At 65.8% G+C, this 26,354-nt stretch carries 21 protein-coding genes and 1 tRNA gene; 10 read left to right on the top strand and 12 right to left on the bottom strand.

The annotated features are described in order from the left end of the window. Positions 1-89: 89 nt before the first annotated feature. Together clpP and tig are read right to left on the bottom strand one after the other, a co-directional pair. Positions 90-743 (bottom strand): ATP-dependent Clp endopeptidase proteolytic subunit ClpP, encoded by a 654-nt coding sequence (clpP, locus tag BFD71_RS30865; RefSeq protein ID WP_069268096.1) that lies wholly within the window; start codon positions 741-743, stop codon positions 90-92. A gap of 159 nt (positions 744-902) precedes the next feature. Next, positions 903-2,249: a trigger factor gene (tig, locus tag BFD71_RS30870; protein ID WP_069268097.1), complete on the bottom strand. Its 1,347-nt coding sequence runs from the start codon at positions 2,247-2,249 to the stop codon at positions 903-905. A gap of 417 nt (positions 2,250-2,666) precedes the next feature. Between tig and BFD71_RS30875 the strand changes: the two genes are divergently transcribed. Together BFD71_RS30875 and BFD71_RS30880 are read left to right on the top strand one after the other, a co-directional pair. Further along, positions 2,667-3,824, top strand: a complete 1,158-nt coding sequence (locus BFD71_RS30875) for a glycerate kinase (RefSeq protein WP_069268098.1) — start codon at positions 2,667-2,669, stop codon at positions 3,822-3,824. Positions 3,825-4,072: 248 nt separating this feature from the next. Continuing rightward, complete coding sequence (locus tag BFD71_RS30880) at positions 4,073-4,519, top strand: MarR family winged helix-turn-helix transcriptional regulator (protein WP_069268099.1); 447 nt, start codon at positions 4,073-4,075, stop codon at positions 4,517-4,519. Between the two features lie 143 nt (positions 4,520-4,662). Here the strand turns inward: BFD71_RS30880 and BFD71_RS30885 are convergent. Continuing rightward, a tRNA-Leu gene (locus BFD71_RS30885) sits at positions 4,663-4,749 on the bottom strand. Between the two features lie 423 nt (positions 4,750-5,172). Between BFD71_RS30885 and BFD71_RS30890 the strand changes: the two genes are divergently transcribed. Beyond that, positions 5,173-6,015, top strand: a complete 843-nt coding sequence (locus BFD71_RS30890) for a squalene/phytoene synthase family protein (protein WP_069268130.1) — start codon at positions 5,173-5,175, stop codon at positions 6,013-6,015. Between the two features lie 8 nt (positions 6,016-6,023). Here the strand turns inward: BFD71_RS30890 and BFD71_RS30895 are convergent, their stop codons facing one another. The 3 genes from BFD71_RS30895 to BFD71_RS30905 form a co-directional block, all read right to left on the bottom strand. Further along, a complete protein-coding gene (locus BFD71_RS30895) occupies positions 6,024-7,256 on the bottom strand; it encodes a DUF1501 domain-containing protein (RefSeq protein ID WP_069268100.1) in 1,233 nt (410 codons plus the stop codon). A gap of 69 nt (positions 7,257-7,325) precedes the next feature. Next, complete coding sequence (locus tag BFD71_RS30900) at positions 7,326-8,834, bottom strand: DUF1800 domain-containing protein (protein ID WP_083245561.1); 1,509 nt, start codon at positions 8,832-8,834, stop codon at positions 7,326-7,328. A gap of 262 nt (positions 8,835-9,096) precedes the next feature. Continuing rightward, the gene (locus BFD71_RS30905) at positions 9,097-9,411 is read right to left on the bottom strand and encodes a hypothetical protein (RefSeq protein WP_069268101.1); all 315 of its coding nucleotides are present in this window, start codon (positions 9,409-9,411) and stop codon (positions 9,097-9,099) included. Between the two features lie 251 nt (positions 9,412-9,662). Between BFD71_RS30905 and ompR the strand changes: the two genes are divergently transcribed. The 3 genes from ompR (at position 9,663) to BFD71_RS30920 (ending at position 12,500) form a co-directional block, all read left to right on the top strand. Next, positions 9,663-10,397 (top strand): osmolarity response regulator transcription factor OmpR, encoded by a 735-nt coding sequence (gene ompR, locus BFD71_RS30910; protein ID WP_027814652.1) that lies wholly within the window; start codon positions 9,663-9,665, stop codon positions 10,395-10,397. Between the two features lie 53 nt (positions 10,398-10,450). Continuing rightward, the gene (locus tag BFD71_RS30915; protein ID WP_069268102.1) at positions 10,451-11,800 is read left to right on the top strand and encodes an ATP-binding protein; all 1,350 of its coding nucleotides are present in this window, start codon (positions 10,451-10,453) and stop codon (positions 11,798-11,800) included. 151 nt (positions 11,801-11,951) lie between these two features. After that, positions 11,952-12,500 (top strand): peroxiredoxin, encoded by a 549-nt coding sequence (locus BFD71_RS30920; RefSeq protein ID WP_069268103.1) that lies wholly within the window; start codon positions 11,952-11,954, stop codon positions 12,498-12,500. 18 nt (positions 12,501-12,518) lie between these two features. Here the strand turns inward: BFD71_RS30920 and BFD71_RS30925 are convergent, their stop codons facing one another. The 3 genes from BFD71_RS30925 to ispD all read right to left on the bottom strand — a co-directional run bounded on the left by BFD71_RS30925 (position 12,519) and on the right by ispD (position 15,069). After that, the gene (locus BFD71_RS30925) at positions 12,519-13,664 is read right to left on the bottom strand and encodes an acyltransferase family protein (RefSeq protein WP_069268104.1); all 1,146 of its coding nucleotides are present in this window, start codon (positions 13,662-13,664) and stop codon (positions 12,519-12,521) included. Between the two features lie 171 nt (positions 13,665-13,835). After that, positions 13,836-14,315 (bottom strand): 2-C-methyl-D-erythritol 2,4-cyclodiphosphate synthase, encoded by a 480-nt coding sequence (gene ispF / locus BFD71_RS30930; RefSeq protein WP_069268105.1) that lies wholly within the window; start codon positions 14,313-14,315, stop codon positions 13,836-13,838. Between the two features lie 34 nt (positions 14,316-14,349). Beyond that, the gene (gene ispD / locus BFD71_RS30935; RefSeq protein WP_069268106.1) at positions 14,350-15,069 is read right to left on the bottom strand and encodes a 2-C-methyl-D-erythritol 4-phosphate cytidylyltransferase; all 720 of its coding nucleotides are present in this window, start codon (positions 15,067-15,069) and stop codon (positions 14,350-14,352) included. A gap of 237 nt (positions 15,070-15,306) precedes the next feature. On the opposite strand from ispD, the gene mfd reads away from it, so the two are divergent. The 4 genes from mfd (at position 15,307) to mscL (ending at position 21,850) form a co-directional block, all read left to right on the top strand. After that, positions 15,307-18,786 carry a transcription-repair coupling factor gene (mfd, locus tag BFD71_RS30940; RefSeq protein ID WP_069268107.1) on the top strand — a complete coding sequence of 1,160 codons (3,480 nt, stop codon included), beginning with the start codon at positions 15,307-15,309 and terminating at the stop codon, positions 18,784-18,786. A gap of 184 nt (positions 18,787-18,970) precedes the next feature. Beyond that, positions 18,971-20,194 (top strand): acetylornithine deacetylase, encoded by a 1,224-nt coding sequence (argE, locus tag BFD71_RS30945; protein WP_069268132.1) that lies wholly within the window; start codon positions 18,971-18,973, stop codon positions 20,192-20,194. A 21-nt stretch (positions 20,195-20,215) separates the two neighbouring features. After that, positions 20,216-21,226, top strand: coding sequence for a threonine/serine dehydratase (locus BFD71_RS30950; RefSeq protein ID WP_069268108.1), 1,011 nt, complete (start codon positions 20,216-20,218; stop codon positions 21,224-21,226). Positions 21,227-21,403: 177 nt separating this feature from the next. Then, positions 21,404-21,850, top strand: a complete 447-nt coding sequence (gene mscL / locus BFD71_RS30955; RefSeq protein WP_069268109.1) for a large conductance mechanosensitive channel protein MscL — start codon at positions 21,404-21,406, stop codon at positions 21,848-21,850. 78 nt (positions 21,851-21,928) lie between these two features. Here the strand turns inward: mscL and BFD71_RS30960 are convergent, their stop codons facing one another. The 3 genes from BFD71_RS30960 to BFD71_RS30970 all read right to left on the bottom strand — a co-directional run bounded on the left by BFD71_RS30960 (position 21,929) and on the right by BFD71_RS30970 (position 26,265). Continuing rightward, positions 21,929-23,926 carry a hybrid sensor histidine kinase/response regulator gene (locus BFD71_RS30960; protein ID WP_069268110.1) on the bottom strand — a complete coding sequence of 666 codons (1,998 nt, stop codon included), beginning with the start codon at positions 23,924-23,926 and terminating at the stop codon, positions 21,929-21,931. A gap of 110 nt (positions 23,927-24,036) precedes the next feature. Beyond that, a complete protein-coding gene (locus BFD71_RS30965) occupies positions 24,037-24,537 on the bottom strand; it encodes a response regulator (RefSeq protein ID WP_069268111.1) in 501 nt (166 codons plus the stop codon). A gap of 75 nt (positions 24,538-24,612) precedes the next feature. Beyond that, positions 24,613-26,265 (bottom strand): sensor histidine kinase, encoded by a 1,653-nt coding sequence (locus BFD71_RS30970; protein WP_069268133.1) that lies wholly within the window; start codon positions 26,263-26,265, stop codon positions 24,613-24,615. Between the last annotated feature and the right edge of the window lie 89 nt (positions 26,266-26,354).

Genomic DNA, 26,354 nt, shown 5'->3' on the forward strand with positions numbered 1-26,354 from the left:
TTTGTACGGGGGCCGAGCTGTTCCTTTACGTGCCGTTGTCACGGCTTGCGCGCCCTTCGCAGGGTCGGACGCGCAAAACCGCTCGCAGATCAAGGACGCTTGTGCAGGACCTGATCGACGAGACCGTAGGCCTGGGCGTCGTCACCCGACATGAAGTTGTCGCGATCCGTGTCGCGCGCAATGCGCTCGACCGGCTGACCGGTATGGTGCGCGAGCAACTGGTTCAGGCGCTCCTTCAGGTACAGGATTTCGCGAGCCTGGATTTCGATGTCCGAAGCCTGGCCGCGCGCGCCGCCGAGCGGCTGGTGAATCATCACGCGCGAGTTCGGCAGCGCGAAACGCTTGCCCTTGGCGCCCGACGCCAGCAGGAACGCGCCCATGCTGGCCGCGAGGCCCATGCAAAGGGTCGAAACGTCCGGCTTGACGAACTGCATCGTGTCGTAGATCGCCATGCCGGCCGACACCGAGCCACCCGGGCTGTTGATGTACAGGCTGATGTCCTTGTCCGGATTTTCGCTTTCCAGGAACAGCAGCTGGGCGACCACGAGGTTGGCCGTCTGGTCGTTCACTTCGCCGACCATGAACACCACGCGCTCCTTGAGCAGGCGCGAGTAGATGTCGTAGGAACGTTCGCCGCGGCCGCTCGTTTCGACGACGATCGGCACGAGGCCGAGCGCCTGCGGGTCGAAGTCCCGCGACGAGTGGGAGGTCAACGTATCCAGCGATTGAGCGCGAATGGTCATGCGATGCATCCTTGTCTGGAAAAGTTCTTCTATATACCCGTATGGCGACGGACCCCGGCTAAATCAACCACACGGACAGCATGGCTAAAACCTGCGGATGCAAAAACGGCGTGCTGGCCGTCGGTCGCTCCGACAGCCGGCACGCCGTAGCGGGCAGATTTAAGCCTGCGCCGTCGCGCTTGCCAGTTCTTCGAAGCTAACTTGCTTGTCCGTCACCTTGGCCTTGCCGAGCACGAAGTCGACGACGTTCGATTCGACGACATAGGCTTCCATTTCGGCCAGACGCTGCTGGTTGGAATAATACCAGCGCACGACCTCCTTCGGGTCCTCATAGCTTTTCGCGAATTCGTCGACTTCAGCACGGATCTGCTCCGGCTTCGCCTCGAGGCCGTTGGCCTTCACGAGTTCGGCGAGCACGAGGCCGAGCTTCACGCGGCGCTCGGCTTGTTCCTTGAACATTTCGGCCGGGATCGGTGCGTCCTTGGCGTTGGGCACGCCACGCTGCGCGAGGTCGGCGCGCGCCATTTCGACGAGGCGTTCCTGATCCTGCTCGACGAGCGCGTTCGGCACGTCGAGTTCGGCGATCTTCAGGAGCGCGTCCATCACCTGGTTCTTGACGATCGACTGGGTGCGGCGCTTCGCTTCGCGTTCGAGGTTGTCCTTGATTTCGGCGCGCATCTTCACGAGGTCGCCGTCGGCGATGCCGAGCGACCTGGCGAATTCAGCATCGATTTCCGGCAGGTGCGGCCACTCGATCTGCTGCATCGTGATCGTGAACTTCGCCGTCTTGCCGGCGACGTCCTTACCGTGATAGTCCTCGGGGAACGCGAGGTCGAATTCGCGCGACTCGCCCTTCTTCAGGCCGATTGCCGCCTTTTCGAATTCCGGCAGCATGCGGCCTTCGCCCAGCACGAACGCGAAGCCTTCCGCGGTACCGCCCTGGAACGCGACGTCGTCGATCTTGCCGACGAAGTCGACCGTCACGCGGTCGCCTTCCTTCGCTGCGGTGTCGGCGCCGCCGTCACCGTGCTCGCCAGCTTCGCCGCGAGCGTGGAAGTGCACGCGCTGCTTGCGCAGGATGTCGAGCGTGCGGTCGATTTCCGCTTCGGTGATGGTCGTGGTCGTGCGCTCGATTTCGGCCGTCGCGACGTCGCCGAGCTTCACTTCCGGGTAGACCTCGAAGGTCGCGTCGAACGCGTAGTCGCCTTCAGCGGCTTCCGACTTCGGTGCGAAGCTCGGCTGGCCGGCGACGCGCAGGTTCTCGGCGCGGCTGATGTCGAAGAATTCCTTGCCGACCTTGTCGCTCAGGACTTCGGCTTCGACCTGGCCCGAATACTGCTGCGTGACCATCTTGAGCGGCACCTTGCCCGGGCGGAAACCCGGCATGCGCACGTTTTTCGCGAGTTTACGGATGCGCGAATCGATTTCTTTCTGCACGGCGTCCTTCGGCAGGGAAATCGTCACGCGGCGTTCCAGCTTGCCGAGGTTTTCAACAACGTTAGCCATGGCTTCAATCGTCCTAAAATTGTTCGAGCGAATCAGTAATCTGTGGTCTTTGCGAGCCGCGGTCCGCCTGGATCCGATGTGGTCCAGCAACCCGCTTTGGAGCTGAACGCAGGCGCCTCGTGCGCCGCTCAACAGCGCCGAAACGGGCGGCTTGCGGTGCGGTTGCGTCAAAAGAGCCAAGTATTTTAGCAAACTATTTCCCGGTCCCACTGGAATTGCCGTTTGAGTGTGCTATGTGGCTGTTTTTGACCCGGTTTCGACCTGCTTTTGAGCCGCTGCGAGCCTCAAATGCACTCCGATGCGCGCTATCGCAACGCAGCTATCCAGCCCACCCGGCGAGGCTGTTAAGCTTACGCTCGCGCCGGACGCCCCACCGGCCGCAGCCGCTCCCAACACAATTCTTCCAGCAGAGACACCATGCCGAATTCGTCGACTGACGCTCCCGTTATCGTCATTGCTCCTGATTCTTTCAAAGGCTCGCTCAGCGCGGACGGGGTCGCCGCCGCGATCGCCGAGGGCATCCGCCGCGTGCGCGCCGACGCCGACATCCGCATCCGCCCGATGGCCGACGGCGGCGAAGGCACGCTCGACGCGATGCTGTCGATGGGCGGCGAGCGCCGCGTGCTCACCGTGGAAGGCGCCGCGGGGCCGAAGCGCGACGCCGCGGTGGGCCTGCTGCACGACGGCAGCGCGATCGTCGAAACGGCCGAGATCGTCGGCATCACGGACCCCGTGGGCATGGGCGTGCCGGTCGACGCGCGCAGCACGCGCGGCATGGGCGAGGCGATCCGCACACTGCTCGACGAAGGCGTGCGGCGCTTTTACGTGGCGCTCGGCGGCAGCAGCACCAACGACGCCGGCGCGGGCCTGCTCGCGGGCCTCGGCCTGCAACTCTTCGATGCCGCCGGCAAGCCCCTCGAACCCACGCCGCAAGCGCTTGTGCACGTAGCGCGCGTGGACGTTTCCGGGCTCGACGCGCGGCTTCGCGAGGCATCGTTCGTCGGTATGTCGGACGTGGACAATCCCCTTACGGGCGAGCATGGCGCAACCGCCGTGTTCGGCCCGCAAAAAGGCGTGACGCCCGAGCAGGTCGCACCGATCGACGCGGCGCTCGGCCGTTTCGCCGATCAGCTCGAAGCGGCGCTGGGCCGTCGCGTGCGCGACGAAGCCGGTTCCGGCGCGGCGGGCGGCCTGGGTTTCGCGCTGCGCATGCTCGGCGCGAGCTTCGAGCCCGGCGCCGAAGTCGTTGCGCGCACCATCGGTCTGGACGAAGCACTCGACCGCGCGGACTGGCTCATCACCGGCGAAGGCCGCTCCGACGTGCAAACGCTGCACGGCAAGGCGCCGTTCATCGCCTGCCGCCGCGCCGCGGCCGTGGGCGTGCCGGCCACGCTGCTCTCGGGCGCCGTGGACGCAGCCGCCCTGCCGCGGCTCGCGGAGCATTTCAGCGGCTGCTTCTCGCCCGCGCCGGGCCCCATCACGCTCGAAACCGCGATTCGCGACGCCGCACGCCTGCTCGCCAACGAAGCCGAGCAGCTGGCCCGCCTCAAATACGCTGCGCGTACATCCAACTAAGATCCGGGCAGACCGGCCGGGGCCCGCCGCCCCGGCTTCGTCGCCCGCATCCGCGTGGCCAGGTCGCGGCCAGATTCTTGACCCTCGGCGCGACACGCATTCCACAGTAAGCGATTAATAGATTCGTGCACCGCACCGGATGCGCTGGACAAGGGTTAGGATGCGTTGACCGGCGCGCAAGATGGGGCAACAATCATGGAATCGCGACACGTGTCGCGCCCTTCCCAAGCGACCAGACCAGGACTCCCATGAAGGCAAGCAAAGCCGGACTCGAACAATTCCTCACCTATCGGCTGCATGTCCTGAACAAACTCTCCGAACGTGGCGCGAGCGAACGCTACCAGGCGAAGCTCGGCATCACACTTCCGGAGGCTCGGCTCATTGCAGCTGTGGGGGCGTTCGGCCCGTTTTCCGTGATGGAGCTTGCGCGTCACGCAAATCTCGACAAGAGCCAGGCAAGCCGTGCAGCCGAGGCGCTGATGCGCCGCGGCCTCATGCAGCGCGACACGAGCGAGGAGGATGGACGCCTCGTGCTCGTTTCGCTCACAACCGACGGACGCGCGCTGTATCGCAAGGTCATGCCCATCGCGCGCAAGTGGAATGTCGACCTCTTCGCGAGCCTCGACGACAAGGAACGCGACGCACTCGCACGTGCGCTCGACAAGGTGATCGAAGCCATGCAGACCGAACCGTAAGGCAGTCCGAACAAGCAGAGGCAATAAGTCAAACAGATGGCGGCCAGAGTCAAGCCGCCATCGCGAGTGCTTCGCGTAGAACGCGCCCAAGCCGCGCACAAACAAAAAGGCCATGTACCGGAAGGTACATGGCCTTTTTACTTTGGTGCGTGAGGCCGGACTCGAACCGGCACACCCTTGCGGGCGTCAGGACCTAAACCTGGTGCGTCTACCAATTTCGCCACTCACGCGAATTCTTTGCGCTTGTCTTCTTGCGCCCGGCAGGACCGCTGCCAACAACGCGTGCGATACAACCCTGTGCGACATGCCGACTGATCGAGTCCTCGTGAGACGCCGGGCGCGGTGTTGTCCACCTCGCCCGCAATACAGCCTGCTTTCTGACTGCGCCCGCCGGCAGCGATGCTTCATTATGGGCCGGCTGCGCGATTCCAGCTAAGCGTCAGAAAGCGCAAGCGCGAGATTCTAACCGATTGACTGGCGCTTGTCTGCATCCCGAAAACAGTGCACGACGGGGCACGACAGCGCATCGACCCACGCGCCGGGGCGCCCTCCAGGGCCGGCCGAAAGCCGCGCCGATGCTAGAATCGCGGCTCTACCGTCGCGGCGCGCGCTGGCCGCCGCGCAAGCCGCTTCGCCCCACATCTCCGAACGCCGTGAACTTCGACGACTACTGCCTGCAAAAGGCGGCTCCCCCTGGTTCGAGCACTTACTATGCGCTGCGTCAGGCCCGCGCTGCGCGCCAGCCGCTCCTGACCGCCCTCTTCGCACTGCGCCGCGAACTCGAGGAAACCGCGAAAGAGACGAGCGATCCCACCGTCGGCCGCACGAAGCTCGCCTGGTGGCAAAAGGAACTGGCCGCGCTCGCCGCGGGCAAACCCGCGCATCCGGTCACCCAGGCGCTCGCCGCGCATCTCGGCGATGCGAGCGCCGTCTATCCCGATCTGCAAGCGCTGCTCGCCGGCTTCGAGATGGACTTCGAGCAGGCGCGTTATCTCGATCTGCCGAACCTGCGCCGCTATATGCAGGGCGTGGGTGGCACGTTCGCCTCCCTCGTCGCGCAACTGAGCGCGCGCACCGACGAGGACCGCGAGAACGCCGCACGCTGGGCCGCGCCGCTCGGCAACGCGCTGATGCTCGCGCAGTTCGTGCCGGAAATCGGCAACGACGCGCGCCATGGCCGCATCTACGTGCCCATCGACGAACTGCAGCGCTACAACGTCACCGCCGCCGATCTCATCAACCGGCGCTATAGCGCGGAGTTCACCGAGCTGATGCAGTTCGAGACCTCGCGTGCGCGCGAATCGGTTCAGGCAGCGCTCGACGCGATTCCCGCTTCGGCACGGCGGGACCAGCGCACCTTGCGTGCGCTCGCTGCGCTCGAACTCGCGTTGCTCGACGAAGTCGAGCGCGAAGGCTACCAGGTGCTGCATCAGCAGATCGTGCTCACGCCAGTGCGCAAGCTCTGGATCGCCTGGCGCGCCGCGCGGCGCGGTTGACGCCCGCGCTACGCGCGCAGCAAGGGCAGCGGCTCGAAGCGCTGCTGCAGCGCGGCCTGCGCGTCGAGGCCCCACCACGGGCCTAGCACGGTCGCATAGATCTGCCTGAAATCGACGCCCACCGGCAGATTGCCGTTGCCGTCGAGCCGCGTGAGTTGCGGCGCCTGGCCATAGAGCCCGCCCGCCACCCGCCCGCCCGCGACGAAGTGCGCCGAAGCCGTACCGTGATCGGTGCCGCGGCTTTGATTCTCGCGCACCCGCCGCCCGAATTCCGCATACGTCACGATGAGCGTGCGGTCCCAACGCCCGAGTTCTGCGAGCGCCGAGCGCATCGCCGCCATGCCCGTCGCGAACTGGCGCAGCAAGTCGGCGTGACGCTGCGGCTGGTTCTGATGCGTGTCGAAGCCGTTCAGCGTCAGACGAATCACCGCGACACCGCGCCCCGCCATCGGCGTACCTTGCGGGGTGTCGCTCGAGGCGAGCGCCTGCATGGCCGTTTTGATCGAGGTGCCGAACGCGCCTGGCGGAAACGCAGTCTTCAGCGCGTAATTGCCCGGGCGGGGACGCAGCGCATCGGCGGCATGCACGATGTCGTTCTCGACATCGAGGATATGCGCGAGCGCGGGATTGCGTTCCTTGAGCGAGACCGGCGTCACGAGGCGCGAATCGCGTGCGAACTGCGCCGGATTGACGAGCGCGATGGCGCGCGCGCCGTTCGAGAGCGGCCCCATCTCGGCGCTGCCGAGCACGAGCGCATCGGCGGCGAATCCGGACGGCACCGGCTCGCGTGCAAACGCGCGCGTAAGCCAGCCCTCGCGCAGATATTCGTTGGAGCGCGAAGCCGTGTCCCAGATCTCGATCGATCGAAAATGCGAAAGATTGGGCTGCGGGTAGCTCACGCCCTGCACGATCGCGAGCTCGTGCGAGCGCCACATCGGCATGAGCGGCGCGAGCGCCGGATGCAGCGCCGTGCGCTCGTCCAGTTGAATCGCCTGTGCGCGCGGCACGCCGATCGTTTGCCGGTAGCTGTAGTAGAGCGGATCGGCAAACGGCACGACGGTGTTGAGGCCGTCGTTGCCGCCCTTGAGCTCGACGAGAATCAGCAGGTTCTCGTAGCCGCTCGCCGTGCCCGCATGCATGGACACCGTGCCTTGCGCGCGCGCAGCGCGAGGCAACCATAGCGTAGTACCCGCCACCGCGGCGGCCGTCGCACCGGCTGCAAGAAAGTCGCGTCGCTTCATGGCTTGCCTCGCTCGTCAGTGCGGCGGCGCACATTGCCGCCAGGGATTCGGCTATTCGTATTCATTGCTTCACTTCAACTGATACACCGGATCCATCAGCAGTGCCTGGAGATACGAACCCGCACGGCTGCCAACTGCAATCGCATCGACGGGCGCCAGCGGCAGGACTGCATGCTGCATTTGCAACTGCGCGGACAAGCCTGGCGTGGCATCGGCGGTGAGACCGTAGCGCGAGAGCCAGCCATCCAGATCGAAGCGCATGCCGCCTTGCAACGCGTCACGCCGCATCGCGTTCGGCGCGTTCTGCATGTTTTGCGGCAGGCTTGCGGCGATCCTGGTCGCTGCGGCCGAAGCATGCGGCCGCCCTGCTTCCGTCGCACGAAACAGCTGCTCGACGAACTGCTTGCGCGCGAGCAGCGTCGAGCTATTGATCCACGATGCCCCGCCGGGCCACCCCTTCACGTTCGGCGGATAGAACAGGTTCTCGCCCAACGCGGCCGAGCGGCGCGCGAACGGCAGCGTATCGCCATAGGCCACATCGAAGCGCCGCAGCGTGCCGACGATGAACTCCACAGGCGAACTGACGAGCACACCCCGATTGCGCTCATCCCAGAACGCGGGAGTGACGAAGAGCGCGCGAAGCGCGGCGCCGACGTCATAACCGCTTGCGCGAAAACGATCGGCGACGCTTGCAAGCTGCGCATCGTCGGGCGTCGCGGAGATGAACTCGCGCCAAAGCCTCGCCGACACATACCTGGCAGTTTGCGGCTGCATGAGCAGGATGTCGAGCACCTGGTCGCCGTCGAACGGCCCGCTGCGTCCCAGCACGGTCTTCTCGCCGTCGTCGTGCAAATCGGCGCGCCAGACGAACGCCTGGGTGTCGGGATCGAGACTCCAACCCGTGTAGGCGCGCGCCGCTTCGGCAACGTCGCGCTGCGCGTACTGTCCTTCGCCCAGCGTGAACAGCTCCATCACTTCACGCGCGAAATTCTCGTTGGGCCGGCCCTTGCGATTGCTCGCGCCGTCGAGGTAAAGCAGCATCGCGGGGTCCTTCGCGACCGCATGCAGCATGCTCGCGAAACTGCCCAGCGCATCGCGCCGCAACAGCGCGTTTTGCGCGGCCATCAACTGCGGTTCGCCGACTTTGTCCTGACCCGAGGTGAAGTGGTTGTGCCAGAAGAGCGTCATGCGCTCGGTCAGCGGCGAAGGCGTGACGAGCATCTCGCGCAGCCACCATGCGCGCAATTCGTCATAGCGCGCACTGCGCTGGCGCTGCGCTTGCTGGCGCTCTTCAGGGGTCCACGCGTTGCGCTGCGCCCGACTCGGCGGGACTTCGGCGGTCCACGCGGGCAGCGGCGTGAGCGCCTCGCGGCGCGCGCTGCCGACGAGCCGCGCGACAGCCTGCTCTCGCGAGAGCCCCACGTAAGGCTCGACTTCGCTCTCGCGCGGCGCGAAGCCCGTGCGCACGAGAAGATGGCGGGCGTCATCGGCATCGAGCAGTGCATCCGCGCCGTCGTCGGGCGCCGCTGCGCGGGCGGCGGACTGCGCGCTTGCCTTCGACCGTCTGGAGTCGCTCATGATGAATGGGCGCACGACGAAACCGCCGGCGCAATCATTAAAGGTACCGGCTTAACGGCTGCGACGAAACGGATGTTGACAGTGCAATTGCTACGGTATTTTTCAGCGCGTTTCGGCGGCGCAAGTGCGCGAATGCGCGCTTCGAAGCCGATAAAATCATGAAAGGCGTGAGAAAGGCGTGCATGAGGTGCGAAGAGAAAATCGCGTAAACGTTATTGCGGCACTTTCGCAGCAGAGCGGCATTTACACCGCCTCAGCGGCATTAGCGCTTGTACAGTTCGCGCACGGCGTCTTCGATGTGCTGGCGCAGGAGGCGCCGCTCATCAGGCGTCATATGGCCGTCGCGGCGACGCTGATCGAGATCGGGGGGAACCGCGGGACGCTGGTTGATGTCCGACGCGGGGCGCGGGATCGTGTCGCTGCGTACGCGCCGCATCGACGATTTGCCGAACGGCGAGCGAGCGGAGGACTGCGAGTTCTCGTAGCGGTCTGCGGAGGGCTGGGCCCGGGCCGGCACCGACTCCAGTGCAGCCGCCACGCCACCGGCTAGCGCCAGTGCAAGCATGGTGTGGCGCATTGTCGGCCTGACCCCTCCCATCGTTTTGTTCCCTTCTTGACGCGGCAAACGGCTACCTCGAATACATGTGCGAACCCGGCTCGGCGCGGGCATGAATTTTAAAGTCGAATGAAGTATCTACCGAACTGCCGCTTTCCGTAAAGAAGTCTATCTGTCGGTGCTTGCGGTCGTGGCACAGCACGGGTAAATTTTGTAACTGACTGTAACCTGATAATTGGTGCAAACTCGCACCACTATCCAATCGCGCTAAGATGCCAGGCATGGAAACCAAAAACCCGTCCAAAATTCTCGTTGTCGATGACGATCCCCGACTGCGGGACCTGCTGCGCCGCTACCTCGGCGAGCAAGGCTTCAACGTCTATGTGGCCGAAAACGCCCCCGCCATGAACAAGCTGTGGGTGCGCGAGCGTTTCGACCTGCTGGTGCTCGACCTCATGCTGCCAGGCGAAGACGGCCTGTCGATCTGCCGCCGCCTGCGCGGTAGCAACGACCGCACGCCCATCATCATGCTCACCGCCAAGGGCGAGGACGTGGATCGCATCGTCGGCCTCGAAATGGGTGCCGACGACTATCTGCCCAAGCCTTTCAACCCGCGCGAACTCGTCGCCCGCATTCACGCGGTACTGCGCCGTCAGGCGCCGTCCGAACTGCCGGGCGCGCCCTCGGAAACCACCGAAGTGTTCGAGTTCGGTGAATTCGCGTTGAACCTCGCCACGCGCACGCTCACCAAGGCCGGCCAGGAAATTCCGCTCACCACGGGCGAATTCTCGGTGCTCAAGGTGTTCGCGCGTCATCCGCGCCAGCCGCTCTCGCGCGAAAAGCTCATGGAACTGGCGCGCGGCCGTGAATACGAAGTGTTCGACCGCAGCCTCGACGTGCAGATCTCGCGCCTGCGCAAGCTCATCGAACCCGATCCGGGCAGCCCGCGTTTCATTCAAACGGTCTGGGGCCTCGGGTATGTGTTCATTCCCGACGGCGCCGCGTGATCCTGAATGGTGTCTCGTTGTCTGCACTGCCTCTGTTGAAACGGGAAGGGCCCATGCGGATTGACCGGCGTTTGCTCACGCTCGCGTTCGGCGATCTGTTCTGGCGCACCTTCCTGCTGATCGCCCTTCTCATCGCGGTCAGTCTCGCCGCGTGGTTCCAGAGCTTTCGCGTGATCGAACGGGAGCCGCGCGCGCAGCGCGTGGCGCTCCAGCTCGTCGCGATCGTGAAGCTCACGCGCACCGCACTCCTCTACTCCGATCCCGATCTGCGCCGCGCACTGCTGCAGGATCTCGAGAGTAACGAGGGCGTGCGCGTGTACCCGCGCGAAACCACCGACAAATACAAGCTCCAGCCCGATGAGTCGCTCAATCGCCTGATCGAGCACGACATCCGCGGCCGTCTTGGCGACGACACCGTGATCGCGCAGTCCGTGAACGACATTCCGGGCGTGTGGATCAGCTTCAAGATCGACGAAGACGACTACTGGGTCGCGCTCGACCGCGACCAGCTCGACAACGTCACCGGTTTGCAGTGGGTCGGATGGGGTGTCTCGGCGCTTGCGCTATCGCTTTTCGGGGCGGCCTTCATCACGAGTCTCGTGAACCGGCCATTCGCGCGGCTCGCCATGTCGGCGCGCATGCTGGGCTCGGGACAGCCGCCTGCGCCCTTGCCTGAGAGCGGCATGGGCGTCGCGGCCGAAACGAATCGCTCGTTCAACCAGATGGTGCGCGACCTCGAGCAGTTGGAGGCCGACCGCGCGCTGATGCTCGCGGGCATCTCGCACGATTTGCGCACGCCGCTCGCGCGCCTGCGCCTCGAGACGGAGATGAGTCCGTCCGACCAGGCCACCAAGGACGCGATGATCGACGACATCGAGCAGATGGACATGATCATCGGCCGCTTCCTCGATTACGCTCGGCCCACCCAGCGCATGCCCGAGCGCGTCGACCTCTCGGTCATCGCCGGCGAGATGGCCGCGCGCATGGCAAGCGAAGACGGCGTGCGTCTCATCACGCGACTCGCGCCCTCGGCCATGATCGAAGCCGACGACACCGACATGCGCCGCGTCGTGGGCAACCTGATCGAGAACGCGCGCAAGTACGGCGCGAGCGAAACAGACGGCATTCCGCACATCATGCTCGAAACGCGCGTCTCGCATTCGCGCGTCGAGCTCTCGGTGGTCGACGAAGGCCCGGGCATTCCCGAGGATCAGCTCCCGCTCGTCACGCGGCCGTTTTACCGCGTCGATACGGCCCGCACGCAGGCCAACGGCACGGGACTCGGCATGGCCATCGTGCAGCGCCTCGTGGGCCGCTATCGCGGCGCGCTGCGCCTGCGCAACCGGCTGCCGGGCCCGGGCCTCGAAGTGACGATCGAGTTCCCGCTCGCCAAGGGCGCCTGAGGCTCGTCCCCTCCTGATCGAGACCCGGCGGCGGCGCACCGCCGCACCACGCGCCGCCCGCACCTGCGACAATCGTTTTCCTGGGCACGCCACGCAGCGCGTGGCGTCAAAGCGGGCCGCCCGGCCCGTCTCTCGTCTGAGGACCTCCGCCATGAAAACCGTCGGCGACAAACTCGAAGCCTTTACCGTCACGGCCGCGAAGCCCGGCTTCAACCATCCCGAAGAAAACGGCGAGTCGGCGTTCACCGAGATCACCGAGCAGACCTTCGCCAACAAGTGGAAGGTCATCTACTTCTACCCCAAGGATTTCACGCTCGTTTGCCCCACCGAGATCGTCGCGTTCGCACGGCTCATCAAGGAATTCGATGACCGCGAAACGGTCGTGATGGGCGGCAGCTGCGATAACGAATATGTGAAGCTCGCCTGGCGACGCGAGGACAAGACGCTCGATCGCCTCAATCACTATTCGTTCGGCGACGTGAAGGGCGAACTCATCGATCAGCTCGGCATACGCGACAAGGAAGCGGGCGTGGCGCTGCGCGCGACGTTCATCGTCGATCCCGACAACACGATCCAGCATGTCACGGTGAACAACCTCAACGTCGGGCGCAGCGCCGAAGAAGTGCTGCGCGTGCTCGATGGGTTGCAGACCGGCGAGCTGTGTCCGGACGGGCGCGAAGTCGGCGGCGGAACGCTCTAGGTCTCGCGCCGTGGCGCATCACGTCTGGCTCGCGGCGGTGCGGGTGGGCAGACGGTTGCGTATGGCCGTTTCGAGCGGCCGCTTCCACTCGAGCACGCGCTTTTCCAGCACCTGCCACGACAGATGGGCGAGCAACACGGCCAGCGCGAACTGCAACACGAGCGCGAGGGCCGGCTGTGCAATATCGGGCACATGGAGCCTCGCATAGAGCCCCGGCGCCATGCCAAGGCGCGCCGGCACGAGGTTGTGAAACAGATAGAAGCCGTAGCTGATCGTGCCGAGATATGCGAGCGGCCGCAGTTCCAGCGCTGCGACCAGTACGCTGTCCTGTCGGCGCACGAGCCACAGGAACAGCGCGCCGAGCGAGAGCGCGAGCCCGATGTCGAAGCAGCCCGGCAGCATCGTCACGCTCGTCACGCCTTCGGCGCAGTCAGCACAATCGGCGCGCGCCAGCGCGAAGCCGGCAACCGCCGCACACGCCCCGACGAGCCACAACGCGCTCAACACCCCCGGGCGTAGTGGCACGCGCGCGCCGCCAATCGCCAGTGCGCCACCGAGCGCAAGCATGGCGAAATTCCACGGCGAGAATGCGTAGATGAGCGGCGCGATCGCCCCTGCTTCGTAGAGCGCGAGATGCGCGCACGCCGCCGCCGCGATGACCACCGCGCAGAGCGCGAGATGGCGCGACGCGCGCACGAACAGCAGCGCAAACGGCGCGACGAGATAGAACTGCTGCTCGACCGCGAGGCTCCAGAAATGCGACACGGTGCCGGGCCAACCGTCGTGCACTACGCCGATCCAGTAATTGGAGAGGAATACGAAATGCCAGGCGAGCCCGAGGTCGACATCGCGCTGATAGAAGCTCGCATGCGCGATGGTGAGCGCGACGAGCAGCAGGTAATACACGGGAAAAATGCGCAGCGTGCGCTTCATGAAAAAGACGTACAGCAGCGCGGCCGTGCGCGCGCTGTGCTGCTCGATGCGGACCCGATTGCGATGCAACTCACCGATGATCAGATAGCCGCTGATCAGAAAGAACAGCCAGACGCCGATCTTGCCCGCATCGACCGCGTCGACGTGGGCCTTGTGCGAGAGGAACACGAGCACCACTGCCAGCGCCCGCAGGCCATCGAGGCCTTTCACGCGTCTTTCAACTCCCGCCATCGTCCTCCCCACTTCCGGATACCGCTTCAGTATGGGACGAAAAAAACGGAAATTAATCGGCAAGAAAAGCAACGGCGATGATTGCAGCTGCAATCATCGCCGTCAGGTGCGGAGCAGGCACGGGTCCTGCTCGCGCCGTTCAACCCTTCAAAATGACGGTTGAATAACCGCTCATGCGCGCAGCAGCAGTACCGCCGCCTGCGCTTCGATCCCTTCGCTGCGGCCGAGATAGCCGAGCTTTTCATTCGTCTTCGCTTTCACGTTGACGCGCTCGACCGGCAGGTTCAGGTCTTCGGCGATCGTCTTGCGCATCGATTCGATGTGCGGCGCGAGCTTGGGCGCCTGCGCGATCACCGTGGTATCGACGTTCATGAGCGTGAAGCCCGCCTCCTGCACGCGGCGCAGACATTCGCGCAGCAGCACGCGGCTGTTCGCGCCGTAGAACTGCTTGTCGGTGTCGGGGAAATGGCGGCCGATGTCGCCGAGCGCGGCGGCGCCGAACAGCGCATCGGTGATGGCGTGCAGCAGCACGTCGGCGTCCGAGTGGCCGAGCAGGCCGCGATCGTAGGGGATCGTCACGCCGCCGAGCACGAGCGGGCGGCCCGGCACCAGCGCGTGCACGTCGTAGCCTTGTCCGATTCTGATGTCCATGTTTGGGGTTCCGGGTAAAGGGATTGCGGCGCGCTTACTCCGCGGGCCGGCTGAGGATCGCTTCGGCGAGCGCGAAATCTTCGGGGTACGTCACCTTGAAGTTGCGCAGGCTGCCCTGCACGAGTCGCGGCGCGTGGCCGAGCCACTCGATCGCGCTCGCTTCGTCAGTGAGATCGTGGCCGTCCTGCTGCGCGCGCTCGATGGCCGTGCGCAGCATGCCGATGCGGAACATCTGCGGGGTCTGGGCCTGCCAGAGGCCGTCGCGCGATTCGGTGCGCGCGATATGCGCGCCGGGCGCCGCGGGGTCCTTCGGCGCGACGCGCTTGAGCGTGTCGGCCACCGGCAGCGCCATGATGCCGCCCACGGGGTCGTCCTTGAGCGACTCGACGAGCGCGCGGATCAGCGCCGGCGTGATGCCGGGACGCGCGGCGTCGTGCACGAGCACCCAGTCGTCGTCGGTTGCGCCGAATTCGGCGAGCGCGGCGAGGCCGTTATAGACCGTAGCCTGGCGCGAGGCGCCGCCGCAGCGGCGCACGGCAAAGCGCAGGCCGCCGAAGCGCCGGGCGTCGAAGTGGTTATCGTCGGGAGAAATCACCACGAGCGTCTGCGAGAATTCGTTGCAGGCGTCAAAAGCGGCAAGCGTATAGTGCAGGAGGTCGCGTCCGGCAACGATTCGATATTGTTTCGGCATGGCCGAGCCCGACCGGCTGCCGGTACCGGCGCACGGAATCAGGGCAAAGAGGCGTGAAGTCACGGTGTCGCGAGCCGCATGAGTCAAATTAAAGGACGGATTTTATAATAGGTCCCTTGCCCGCACGCCGGACGCCCGCAAAACGGCCCTGGAATGCCCGCGCAACGTAAGGAAAAGCGCGCCGAATTCACTTGAAGACCGCAAACCGGCCCCCATATCCCGGTGTTGCACCGTGCCCGAACTGAACTGGCCACCATACCGACACAAGCGCCGACACAAACGTCGGCCACCCTGTTGCCCATGTCCGATATCGCCGCTTCCTCGCAATCCCCGTCCCCCGTTGCCGTCGTCAAGCCGGGCCAGCGCTACGCGTTCGATGGCACGCACGGCTCGTCCGACGCGCTCCTGATCGCCCGCTACCGCGAGGCCGCGCGCGCCAGCGCCGCCCGTGCGCCGCTGCTGGCCGTGATCTGCGCGAGCGCCGTGGACGCGCAGCGCCTCGCCCAGGAGATTCCGTTCTTCGCGCCCGAGGCGCGCGTGCGCCTGTTGCCCGACTGGGAAACGCTGCCGTACGACACGTTTTCTCCGCACCAGGACCTCGTTTCCGAACGCCTCGCGACGCTGCACGATCTCGGCGAAGGCCGCTGCGACATTCTCATCGTGCCGGCCACCACGGCGCTCTACCGCATGCCGCCCGCCTCGTTCCTCGCGGCGTATACGTTCTCGTTCTCGCAGGGCGAACGCCTCGACGAAGCGAAGCTCAAGTCGCAGCTCACGCTCGCGGGCTACGAGCACGTGAGCCAGGTGGTGCGCCCGGGCGAATATTGCGTGCGCGGCTCGCTCATCGACCTCTTTCCGATGGGCTCGCCGCTGCCCTACCGCATCGACCTCTTCGACGACCAGGTCGACTCGATCCGCGCGTTCGATCCGGACAGCCAGCGCAGCCTCTATCCCGTCAAGGACGTGCGCCTGCTGCCGGGTCGCGAGTTCCCGTTCGACGAAGCCGCGCGCACGGCGTTTCGCAGCCGCTGGCGCGAGGTGTTCGAGGGCGACCCGAGCCGCGCGACGATCTACAAGGACATGGGCAACGGCGTGCCGTCGGCGGGCATCGAATACTACCTGCCGCTCTTTTTCGAAGAAACGGCCACGCTCTTCCACTATCTGCCGGCAAACGCGCAGCTGGTGTTCTCGGGCGACCTCGACGCCTCGATCCGCCGCTTCACGAACGACACGAAGCAGCGCCACAACTTCCTCTCGCATGACCGCGAGCGGCCGATCCTGGAGCCGCAGCGACTCTTCCTGACCGACGAGGACTTCTTCACGTTCGCGAAGCCGTTCGCACGTCTCGTGCTGCCCGCCACGAGCGCGGGCGGCTGGGCCACGGCGCTGCCGAACCTCGCGATCGACCGCCACGCCGACGACCCGCTCGCGTCGCTGCGCACGTACCTCGAAACGACGAAGAACCGCGTGCTGTTCGCGGTGGAATCGGCGGGCCGGCGCGAAACCATCGCGCAGCTGCTCGCCGACAACCATCTGCGCCCCGCGGGCGCGGACAGCTTCGAGGACTGGCTCACCGGCGACGAGCGTTTCACGATGGGCGTCGCGCCCCTCTCCACGGGCTTCTCGCTGCCGGGCGAGGAACTCGCGGTCATCACCGAGACCGAGCTTTACGGCCCGCTCGCGCGCCGCGCCGGGCGCCGTCGCCAGGAACAGGCGAGCAACGTCGATTCGATGGTGCGCGACCTTTCCGAGCTGAAAGTGGGCGATCCGGTGGTCCATGCGCAGCATGGCATCGGCCGTTATCACGGTCTGGTGACGATGGACCTCGGCGAAGGCGACACCGAGTTCCTGCACCTCGAATATGCGAACGGCAGCAAGCTCTACGTGCCGGTATCGCAACTGCATGTGATTTCGCGCTACAGCGGCGCCGATCCCGATAGCGCGCCGCTGCATGCGCTCGGTTCGGGCCAGTGGGAAAAGGCGCGCCGCAAGGCCGCGCAGCAGATCCGCGACACGGCCGCCGAGCTTTTGAACCTCTACGCACGCCGCGCCGCGCGCGAGGGCCACGCGTTCGCGCTCGAGCCGCGAGACTATGTCAAGTTCGCGGAGAGTTTCGGTTTCGAGGAAACGCCGGACCAGGCCGCCGCGATCGCCGCGGTCATCGGCGACATGACGAGCGGCAAGCCGATGGACCGCCTCGTCTGCGGCGACGTGGGCTTCGGCAAAACGGAAGTGGCATTGCGCGCGGCGTTCATCGCCGTGATGGGCGGCAAGCAGGTGGCAATCCTCTCGCCCACCACGCTGCTCGCCGAGCAGCACACGCAGACCTTCACGGACCGCTTCGCCGACTGGCCCGTGCGCATCGCCGAGCTGTCGCGCTTCAAGTCCGCCAAGGAAGTGAGCGGCTCGATCCAGCAGATCAACGACGGCAGCGTCGATATCGTGATCGGCACGCACAAGCTGCTTTCGTCCGATGTTCAGTTCAAGCGCCTCGGGCTCGTGATCATCGACGAGGAACACCGTTTCGGCGTGCGTCAGAAGGAGGCGCTCAAGGCGCTGCGCGCGGAAGTCGACGTGCTCACGCTCACCGCCACGCCGATTCCGCGTACGCTCGGCATGGCGCTCGAAGGCCTGCGCGACTTCTCCGTGATCGCGACCGCGCCGCAAAAGCGCCTCGCCATCAAGACGTTCGTGCGCCGCGAAGAAGGCAGCGTGATTCGCGAGGCCATGCTGCGCGAACTCAAGCGCGGCGGTCAGGTGTACTTCCTTCACAACGAGGTCGAGACCATCGAGAACCGCCGTGCGATGCTCGAAGCGCTCGTGCCGGAAGCGCGCATCGCCGTGGCGCACGGCCAGATGCACGAGCGTGAACTCGAAGCCGTGATGCGCGATTTCGTGGCGCAACGCGCGAACGTGCTGCTCTGCACGACGATCATCGAGACCGGCATCGACGTGCCGACGGCGAACACGATCCTCATCCACCGTTCCGACAAGTTCGGCCTCGCGCAGCTGCACCAGCTGCGCGGCCGTGTCGGGCGTTCGCACCACCAGGCGTACGCGTATTTGCTCGTGCACGATCCGCAAGGGCTCACGAAGCAGGCGCAACGCCGGCTCGAAGCCATTCAGCAGATGGAGGAACTCGGTTCGGGCTTCTATCTGGCGATGCACGACCTCGAGATTCGCGGCACGGGCGAGGTGCTCGGCGACAAGCAGTCGGGCGAGATCCAGGAGATCGGCTTCCAGCTGTATACGGACATGCTCAACGACGCCGTGAAGGCGCTGAAAGACGGCCGCGAGCCCGATCTCAACGCGCCGCTCGCGGCGACCACCGAGATCAACCTGCACGCGCCCGCCATCCTGCCCGCCGACTATTGCGGCGACGTGCAGGAGCGCCTGTCGCTCTACAAGCGGCTCGCGAACTGCGAGCACGACGATTCGATCGACGGCATTCAGGAAGAGCTGATCGACCGGTTCGGCAAGATGCCCGCGCAAGCGCATGCGCTGATCGAAACGCACCGTCTGCGTCTGGCGGCCAAGCCCCTCGGCATCACGAAGATCGATGCGGGCGAAGCGGTCATCGGCCTGCAGTTCGTGCCGAATCCGCCCGTGGACGCCATGCGCATCATCGAGATGGTGCAGAAGCACAAGCACATCAAGCTCGCGGGGCAGGACAAGCTGCGCATCGAAACGCGCAGCCCCGATCTCGCGGTACGTGTTGCGACCGTGAAGGAAACGTTGCGCGCGCTCGGTGCGCCCAATCGCGCTGGCGCATCGCGCTGAACGCCTTTTCATCATCTTCGGACGCCCGCGCGGATTGCCCTCTGCGCGGGCGTTTTCACGTCATGCTGCAGCGCGCCATGCGCAGCGCAGTCGCCCGCTGCGTGGGACGCGATACGGCTCGCGGCTTTGGCTTGCCGTATTCTTTTTGGGTAAGATGAAGAATACAAGCAAGCTGGAGTCCAACATGTCCCTCGCCGCTGAAGCAGCGCAGTCGTCCACGCCTTCCGCCTCCCTTCCCGCCTCGCTTGCCTGGGTCACCCGTCTGGTTTCGATGGATACGGTCAGCCGCCATCCGAATCTCGGCCTGATCGAGACCGTGCGCGACGATCTGCGCGCGCGCGGCATCGAATCGACGCTCACCTATGGCCGCGACGGCAAATGGGCCAACCTGTTCGCCACGATCCCCGCGCACAACGGCGAAACGAACGGCGGCATCGTGCTCTCCGGGCACACCGACGTGGTGCCCGTGGACGGCCAGAAATGGGACAGCGACCCATTCAAGCCCGAGATTCGCGACGGGCTGCTCTATGGCCGCGGCACCTGCGACATGAAGGGTTTCATCGGCGCGGCGCTCACGCTCCTGCCGGAGATCCAGCAGACGAAGCTTGCCAAGCCCTTGCACCTCGCGCTCTCGTTCGACGAGGAAGTAGGCTGCGTAGGCGCGCCGCTCATGATCGAAGAACTCGTGAAGCGCGGCGTGAAGCCTGAAGGCTGCATCGTGGGCGAGCCCACGAGCATGCGCCCCATCGTCGCGCACAAGGGCATCAACGCGTACCAGTGCTGCGTGCGCGGGCAGGCCGCTCATTCGTCGCTCACGCCGCGCGGCCTGAACGCGATCGAGTACGCGGCGCGCCTCATCTGCTACATCCGCGACATGGCCGACGAGTTCCGCGCGAACGGTCCGTTCGACGAGCTTTACGACGTGCCGTTCACGACCGCGCAGACGAGCACGATCGAAGGCGGCAACGCGATCAACACGGTGCCCGCCGAATGCCGCTTCGCGTTCGAGTTCCGCAATCTGCCGACGCTCGACCCCGACACGATCTTCGCGCGCATCGAGCAGTACGCACGCGAAACGCTGGTGCCGAAGATGCAGCGCGAGCACGCGGTGGGCGCGATCGAGTTCACGAAGATCGCCGCCGCCCCCGGCCTCGACGCCACCGAGCAGGCCGCGATCACGCAGCTCGTGCGCGCGCTCACTGCCGATCAGGCGCGACGCAAGGTGGCCTATGGCACCGAGGCGGGCCTGTTCGCACGCGCGGGCATTCCGAGCGTGGTGTGCGGCCCCGGCGACATCCAGCAGGCGCACAAGCCGAACGAATACGTCTCGCTCGAACAGCTCGCGGCCTGCGAAGGTTTCCTGCGCAAGCTCGTGCACGGCATGTCCGTCGAAGCCCTGGCACAGTAACCACGTCGGACGCGCACCATCATGTCCACCGCCGCGCCGCTGCCCACCAGTCACACGATCGACGGTGAGGCGATCCCCACGCTCGACGAGATCGCCTCGCAGCATTTCGCGCTCGCGCCGTGGGTACTGCGCACGCCGGTGTTCGACCGCCACGATCTGTCCACGCTCGAAGCGACACTCGTGAACTTCAAGTTCGAGCTGCTGCAGTCGAGCGGCACCTTCAAGGTGCGCGGCGCATTCACGCATCTGCTCGCCCTCGACGCAGCGCAACGCAGCGCGGGCGTCACGTGCGTTTCGGGCGGCAATCACGCAATTGCAGTGGCGTACGCGGCGATGCGCCTTGGCATCAGCGCGAAGGTCGTGCTCTTTCGCTCCGCGAGCGCGGCACGCGTCGCGCAGTGCAAGCGCTTTGGCGCAGAAATCGTCGTGGCGGGCAACAGCAGCGAGGCGTTCGAGATCGTGCGCCGTATCGAGACCGACGAGGGACGCTATTTCGTGCATCCCTTCAACGGCTATCGCACGGTGCTCGGCACGGCCACGCTCGGCTACGAATGGGCCACCCAGGCGCCCGATCTCGACGCGGTCGTCGTGCCCATCGGCGGCGGCGGGCTCGCAGCGGGCGTCGCCACCGCGCTGCGGCTCGCGAATCCGCGCGTGCACGTGTATGGCGTCGAGCCCGAGGGCGCGGACGTGATGGCGCGCAGCTTCGCCGCGAACCATACGGTGCGCCTGACCCACATGCACTCGATCGCCGACTCGCTCATGGCGCCGCATGCGGAGCAATACAGCTATACGCTGTGCCGCCGTCATCTCGAGCGCGTCGTTACGGTCTCCGACGACGCCTTGCGCAGCGCGATGCGCGTGCTCTTCGAGCAACTCAAACTCGCCGTCGAGCCTGCTTGCGCCACCGCCACGGCGGGCTTGCTCGGGCCGCTGCGCGACACGCTGCAAGGCAAACGCGTCGGCGTGCTGCTGTGTGGCACCAACACCGATCCAGCGACCTTTCACCAGCAGATCTCGCTTGCGCGCTAACTCAGCGCACGCGCGGTGGGCACGCCGCATGCGTTCGCCGGGACTCCGTCGCCGGTCCCCGTCAAAAGGTCAGGGAATGTCAAATTGCTACCGCGATACGGATGCGTTCGCTATGATTGCGCCAATACGCCGTATTGACCCCAGCCCCGTGCTGCACCATTCAGGGAGAGCCCGCTCATGAGCATCGTCCAGGAGTTCAAGGAATTCGCCGTCAAAGGCAACGTGATGGATCTCGCCGTCGGTGTGATCATCGGCGGTGCGTTCTCGAGCATTGTCAACTCGATCGTGAAAGACCTCATCATGCCGGTCATCGGCGTGATCACGGGCGGCCTCGACTTCTCGAACATGTTCGTTCGGCTCGGCCATATTCCGGCCAGCTACAAAGGCAACCCCGAGTCGTACAAGGATCTGCAGACCGCGGGCGTGGCCGTGTTCGGCTATGGCTCGTTCATTACCGCGGTGATCAACTTCGTCATTCTCGCGTTCATCATCTTTCTGATGGTGAAGTTCATCAACAAGCTGCGCCAGCCGCAAGCCGCCGCGCCCGCCGAGCCGCCGCCCACGCCGGAAGACGTGCTGCTGCTGCGCGAGATCCGCGATTCGTTGCAGAACAATCCGCGCTAAGCCCGCACGAGCGCCCAGACAAAAGCCCGCGCCGCCGCAAGGTCGCGCGGGCTTTTTTGTGCCCGGATCGAGACAGCGTCAGGGACGAGGCGCGGCGGAATCGGACTCGGCCGCCGCGCTGCGCGCCGCTGCGGCCTCTTCAATGAGCCGTTCGAGCTGCTCGAAGTTGACGGGCTTCGTGAGGTGCGCGGTAAAGCCCGCTTCCACGCTGCGTCGAACGTCGTCGTCGGTGCCGAAGCCGGTGAGCGCAACGGCGGGCGCCGTTGATTGCGCACGAAACGCCCGGATGAAGTCGATGCCCGAGCCATCCGGCAGGCCGATATCGCTCACCACGAGGTCAAAGGCCATGCTGGCCGTGAGCGCGAGCGCGCCGGCCACGCTGCCCGCCACCGCCACCTCGTGGCCGCCCGCGCGCATCAGTTGCGACATGACCTCGGCGGTGTCCTCGTGATCTTCGATCAACAGGATGTTCATCGCGCCCACCGGGTGCCGCCCGCGCAGTTCGGCGGTCGCGGCCGCCCCTTCGCCTCGCGCCGCAGTCGGCAGCACGATCGTGAAGGTCGCGCCACAATGCGCGCCGGGGCTCTTCGCGCTCACGTTACCGCCGTGCGCCTCGGTCAGCGCCCGCGTCACGGCAAGGCCTAGACCGAGTCCGCCGAACTGGCGCGTGAGATTGTGGCTGCCCTGCTCGAAGGCATGAAAGAGCTTGCCGATCTGCTCGGGCGCAATGCCGATGCCCGTATCCTCGACCTCAATCTCTACCTGCATGCGCTCGTCGCGCGTGCGCACGTAGATGTGGCCCCCGTCTGGCGTGAACTTCGCGGCGTTGCGCACGAGGTTCCAGAGCATCTGCTGCAGGCGCGCACGGTCGCCGCGCACGTAATGCTGCTGCGCGCGCAGATCGACGTGGACGTCCTGCTGTTTGATCTGGATTTCGCTATGGAAGAGCTCGAGCACGGCCTCGATCACCTCGTGGACATCGACGGTCTCCAGCGCAAGGCTCAGCTTGCCGTTGGCCACGCGCGTGAGATCGAGCAGGTCGTCGATCAGACGCGCCTCGAGCTCGATATTGCGGCGGATCATCAGCACGCCCGCGCGCGCCGCATCGGGCAGGCCCGGGATCTGCTCCAGCAGACGCGTGCCCGCGAGCACCGGCGTGAGCGGCGTGCGCAGCTCGTGCGAAAGCATGGCGAGGAAGCGGTCTTTCGCGCGGTTGGCTTCTTCGGCGGTCTGCCGCGCGGCCTGCTCCGAGGCGAGCAGGCGCTCGCGCTCCTGGGTCGCTTCACGCTGTGCGTCGATGTCGGTGCAACTGCCGAACCATTTGTTCACGCCGCCGCGCGGGTCGCGCATCGGAACGATTCGGACATCGAACCATCGATAAGCGCCATCGTGGCGGCGAATCCGCAATTCGTGGCGATAATCGGCGGCGCCGCTGCTCACGGCCCTGAGCCAGGTGTGGCGAATCTCTTCGCGGTCGTCGGCATGCACGGCGTCGAGCCAAGCGAGACCGTGTGACTGGCCCGCGTCGAGACCCGTGTAGTCGAGCCACTGCTTCGAGACGAAGTCGCAATTGCCGTCCGCGCCGCAGGTGAGCACGAGGTGCGGCAAGGCTTCGGAGAGCGTGCGATAGTGCTCTTCGCGGTCGCGCAGGAGCAGCGCTTCGTCGGAGGCGCGCTGCAGCGCGACCTGCGATAGCACGCGCGCGACGGCTTCAGGCAGATAGTCGAGGTAGTCACCCGATTTCGGCACCACGTCCGAGACGCCCGCGCGCAATGCGGCGATCACGCGGGACTCGTCGGTGAAACCGGTCACGAGAATGGCCGGCACGCGCACGTCGTCGGCACGCAGACGGCGGAAGAAGTCAAGGCCCGTTTCCGCGCCGTCGAGCTGATAGTCGAGCACCAGCACGTCGGGCGTTTGCACGGCGAGCAGCGCGCGCGCCTCCCCGACACCTGTGCAGGTGTCCACGCGCGCCCCGGCGCGCAGCAGCGATTTGCGTGCGAGGCGCAGGATGCCTTCGTCGTCGTCGACGACGAGCACGCGCGCGCCGTCCAGCATCGTGGGTTCCTCAGTCATGCGCGAAGCGTCCCTTCGGGCACGGGTCCGGTTTGCCGCCGTTCTTGCCGCCGTTGTTCCATTCGATTGCCAATGCGTGATGAATCCATGCTTGATGCATGCGTAGTGCGTTATCGGGCGCCGCCCGGCCGGGGCTGAACGAAGCGATGTCCCGGCGGCAGCTTGACGACCTGGAGAAAGAAGCCGAGCCGGCGAACGGCCTCGATGAACGCGTCATATTCGACCGGTTTCGTGATGTACACGTTGCAGCCGAGTTCATAGCAGCGTTCGATTTCGCGCGGGTCGTCGGTGGTCGTGAGCACGATCACCGGCACCGACGCCGTGGCGGGCTCCGCTTTCAGGCGCCGCAGCACCTCGAAGCCGTCCACACGCGGCATACGCAGGTCGAGCAGCACGACAAAATTGCCGAGTGTGTCGCGCGACGGCCAGTTCGCGTGCGCAGCCGGGTGATCGCCAGGGGTGCCGAAAAAATAATCGAGCGCCTCCTGGCCGTCGCGAAAGCGCAGAAAACCGTTCGAGATCCCCGAACGCCGCAGGTTACGCTCGACCAGCGTGGCGTGCCCGTCGTCGTCTTCGATCAGCACGATGCTGACCTGTTCCCCGTTCGTCATCTCGACTCTCCTACGACCTGCATGAATTTTTTAAGGCTTGTTGAAAGCTTGCCGCGCAGCGGGCCAGAATACCCGCTATGTGGTACGCAACGGCTGGTCCGGCAGCGCGACGAAGAACGTCGAGCCCGCGCCCTCAGTCGATTCGACCCAGACGCGCCCGCCATGCCGCTCCGCAATCCGCCTGGCGAGCGCGAGGCCGGTGCCCTGCCCGGGCGATTCTCCGCCGTGCAGCCGCTGAAAGGCGCGGAACAGCTTCGGCAGATACGCCTGCGCGATACCGACGCCATTGTCGCGCACAAAATAAGTCCGCGTACGTTCGCCAGGCGCTCCGCCCGCTGATTTTCCGGGGTCCTTTGCCGCGCTTTTGCCGGGTTCGCCGGCGGATTGCGCGCCGGCCTCCAGCGCGCCGATCTCGACCCGGCCCGGGCGCGCGGTATCGAGATGCTGCAGCGCGTTTTCGATGAGGTTGCCGAAGATCTGCTCGAGCGCGGCGGGATCGCCCCACGCGGGCGGCAACTCGCCCACTTCGATACGCGCGGCCTTCGTGCGTTCCTCGGCGAGGCCACCGAGCACGCGCTCGACGAGCCGCGCGACGTTGACGCGCTGCCAGCGGTATTCGAGGCGTCCGGCGCGCGAGATGCGCAGCAGCGCGTCGATGATGGCCGCCGCGCGCGCCACCGCCTGACGCAGGTACTTCAGCGATTCGTCGACATCGCCGTCGAGCACTTCGGCCATCGCGCGATATTCGTGCTCGGGCAGCCCCGCCGCGTCGACCTGCGTGCGCAAGTCGTCGCACGATACCTGCAGCTCCTTCGAAAAACCCTGCAGGTTCACGAGCGGCGAGCGCAAATCGTGCGACACGCTGTAGATGAACATCTCGTTGTCCTGACTCTCCTGGCGCAAATGCTCGTTGGCGCTCGCGAGATCCGCGGCGCGCGCCTGCAGCTGCGCCTTCAGCGCGGTCTGTTCGCGCTCGGCCACGCGCAGACGCGCGCTGGTCTGATGCAGCACCGCATCGAGCGCCGCGATTTCATCGTCGCCGGAGAGCGGCGGCGCGAGCGGCGCCCCATCGCCCAGACGCTCGGCGTTCGCGCCGAGCGCGGCGAGGCGCGCACCCACGTTGCGCGCAAACGCCATAGCCGTGAACGCCCAGATCAGCATCGAGCCCACCACGGCGAAAATCAGCGCGTCCTGCTGGCGCTCGCGCGTCTCGCGCAGCATTGCGGCGCGGGCCTCGTCGAGCCGCGTCTCCTCGGCGATGAACTCGCCCAGCACCTCGCGCACCGTCTCGATCTCGGGCGGCATGCCGTTGGCCGCCGCGCGCGCAAACGGCGCGCTATGCCCCGTGCGCAGCGCATCGGCGATATCACCCGCTTCCTTGCGCCATGCATAGGCGGCGTCGCGCATGCGCTCGACGCGTGCGAGCTGGGGCGGATTGTCGGCGACCATGCGCGCGAGCAGCGTGATGCGATCGGAGAACTCGGTCCAGACAGCGTGACGATCGATGAAGGAAGGGTCTTCGAGCACGATGCCGGTGCGCACGCGCGCGGCTTCGCGCAGCAACGGGTCGACGAGACTGTTGGCTTGCCAAAGGATTTGCTGCGTGTTCTCGGCGCGTTTGGCCGCGAGCGCGGCCTTTCCCTGCGTGTCGAACACGACGCCGAGCAGCGCCAGTTCGACGATGCTCGGAATCGCGATCAGCAAGAGCCCCTTGGCGAAGAGTTTCATGTCGGTCCGGTTCGGTGGCGGGTCCGGGCGGCGCGCCGTGCTTTTCGCCATGCTTTTTGCAATGCGTTTTGCAGGTACTCGCGCCGAAT

The sequence above is a fragment of the Paraburkholderia nodosa genome, assembly GCF_001718195.1.
Classification (GTDB): Bacteria; Pseudomonadota; Gammaproteobacteria; order Burkholderiales; family Burkholderiaceae; genus Paraburkholderia; species Paraburkholderia nodosa_A.

What these genes read in the sequence shown, in the direction of transcription:
- clpP (WP_069268096.1), bottom strand. Translation starts at nt 743, where the DNA reads ATGACCATTCGCGCTCAATCGCTGGATACGTTGACCTCCCACTCGTCG.
- tig (WP_069268097.1), bottom strand. Translation starts at nt 2,249, where the DNA reads ATGGCTAACGTTGTTGAAAACCTCGGCAAGCTGGAACGCCGCGTGACG.
- BFD71_RS30875 (WP_069268098.1), top strand. Translation starts at nt 2,667, where the DNA reads ATGCCGAATTCGTCGACTGACGCTCCCGTTATCGTCATTGCTCCTGAT.
- BFD71_RS30880 (WP_069268099.1), top strand. Translation starts at nt 4,073, where the DNA reads ATGAAGGCAAGCAAAGCCGGACTCGAACAATTCCTCACCTATCGGCTG.
- BFD71_RS30895 (WP_069268100.1), bottom strand. Translation starts at nt 7,256, where the DNA reads ATGAAGCGACGCGACTTTCTTGCAGCCGGTGCGACGGCCGCCGCGGTG.
- BFD71_RS30900 (WP_083245561.1), bottom strand. Translation starts at nt 8,834, where the DNA reads ATGAGCGACTCCAGACGGTCGAAGGCAAGCGCGCAGTCCGCCGCCCGC.
- BFD71_RS30905 (WP_069268101.1), bottom strand. Translation starts at nt 9,411, where the DNA reads ATGCGCCACACCATGCTTGCACTGGCGCTAGCCGGTGGCGTGGCGGCT.
- ompR (WP_027814652.1), top strand. Translation starts at nt 9,663, where the DNA reads ATGCCAGGCATGGAAACCAAAAACCCGTCCAAAATTCTCGTTGTCGAT.
- BFD71_RS30915 (WP_069268102.1), top strand. Translation starts at nt 10,451, where the DNA reads ATGCGGATTGACCGGCGTTTGCTCACGCTCGCGTTCGGCGATCTGTTC.
- BFD71_RS30920 (WP_069268103.1), top strand. Translation starts at nt 11,952, where the DNA reads ATGAAAACCGTCGGCGACAAACTCGAAGCCTTTACCGTCACGGCCGCG.
- BFD71_RS30925 (WP_069268104.1), bottom strand. Translation starts at nt 13,664, where the DNA reads ATGGCGGGAGTTGAAAGACGCGTGAAAGGCCTCGATGGCCTGCGGGCG.
- ispF (WP_069268105.1), bottom strand. Translation starts at nt 14,315, where the DNA reads ATGGACATCAGAATCGGACAAGGCTACGACGTGCACGCGCTGGTGCCG.
- mfd (WP_069268107.1), top strand. Translation starts at nt 15,307, where the DNA reads ATGTCCGATATCGCCGCTTCCTCGCAATCCCCGTCCCCCGTTGCCGTC.
- argE (WP_069268132.1), top strand. Translation starts at nt 18,971, where the DNA reads ATGTCCCTCGCCGCTGAAGCAGCGCAGTCGTCCACGCCTTCCGCCTCC.
- BFD71_RS30950 (WP_069268108.1), top strand. Translation starts at nt 20,216, where the DNA reads ATGTCCACCGCCGCGCCGCTGCCCACCAGTCACACGATCGACGGTGAG.
- mscL (WP_069268109.1), top strand. Translation starts at nt 21,404, where the DNA reads ATGAGCATCGTCCAGGAGTTCAAGGAATTCGCCGTCAAAGGCAACGTG.
- BFD71_RS30960 (WP_069268110.1), bottom strand. Translation starts at nt 23,926, where the DNA reads ATGACTGAGGAACCCACGATGCTGGACGGCGCGCGCGTGCTCGTCGTC.
- BFD71_RS30965 (WP_069268111.1), bottom strand. Translation starts at nt 24,537, where the DNA reads ATGACGAACGGGGAACAGGTCAGCATCGTGCTGATCGAAGACGACGAC.
- BFD71_RS30970 (WP_069268133.1), bottom strand. Translation starts at nt 26,265, where the DNA reads ATGAAACTCTTCGCCAAGGGGCTCTTGCTGATCGCGATTCCGAGCATC.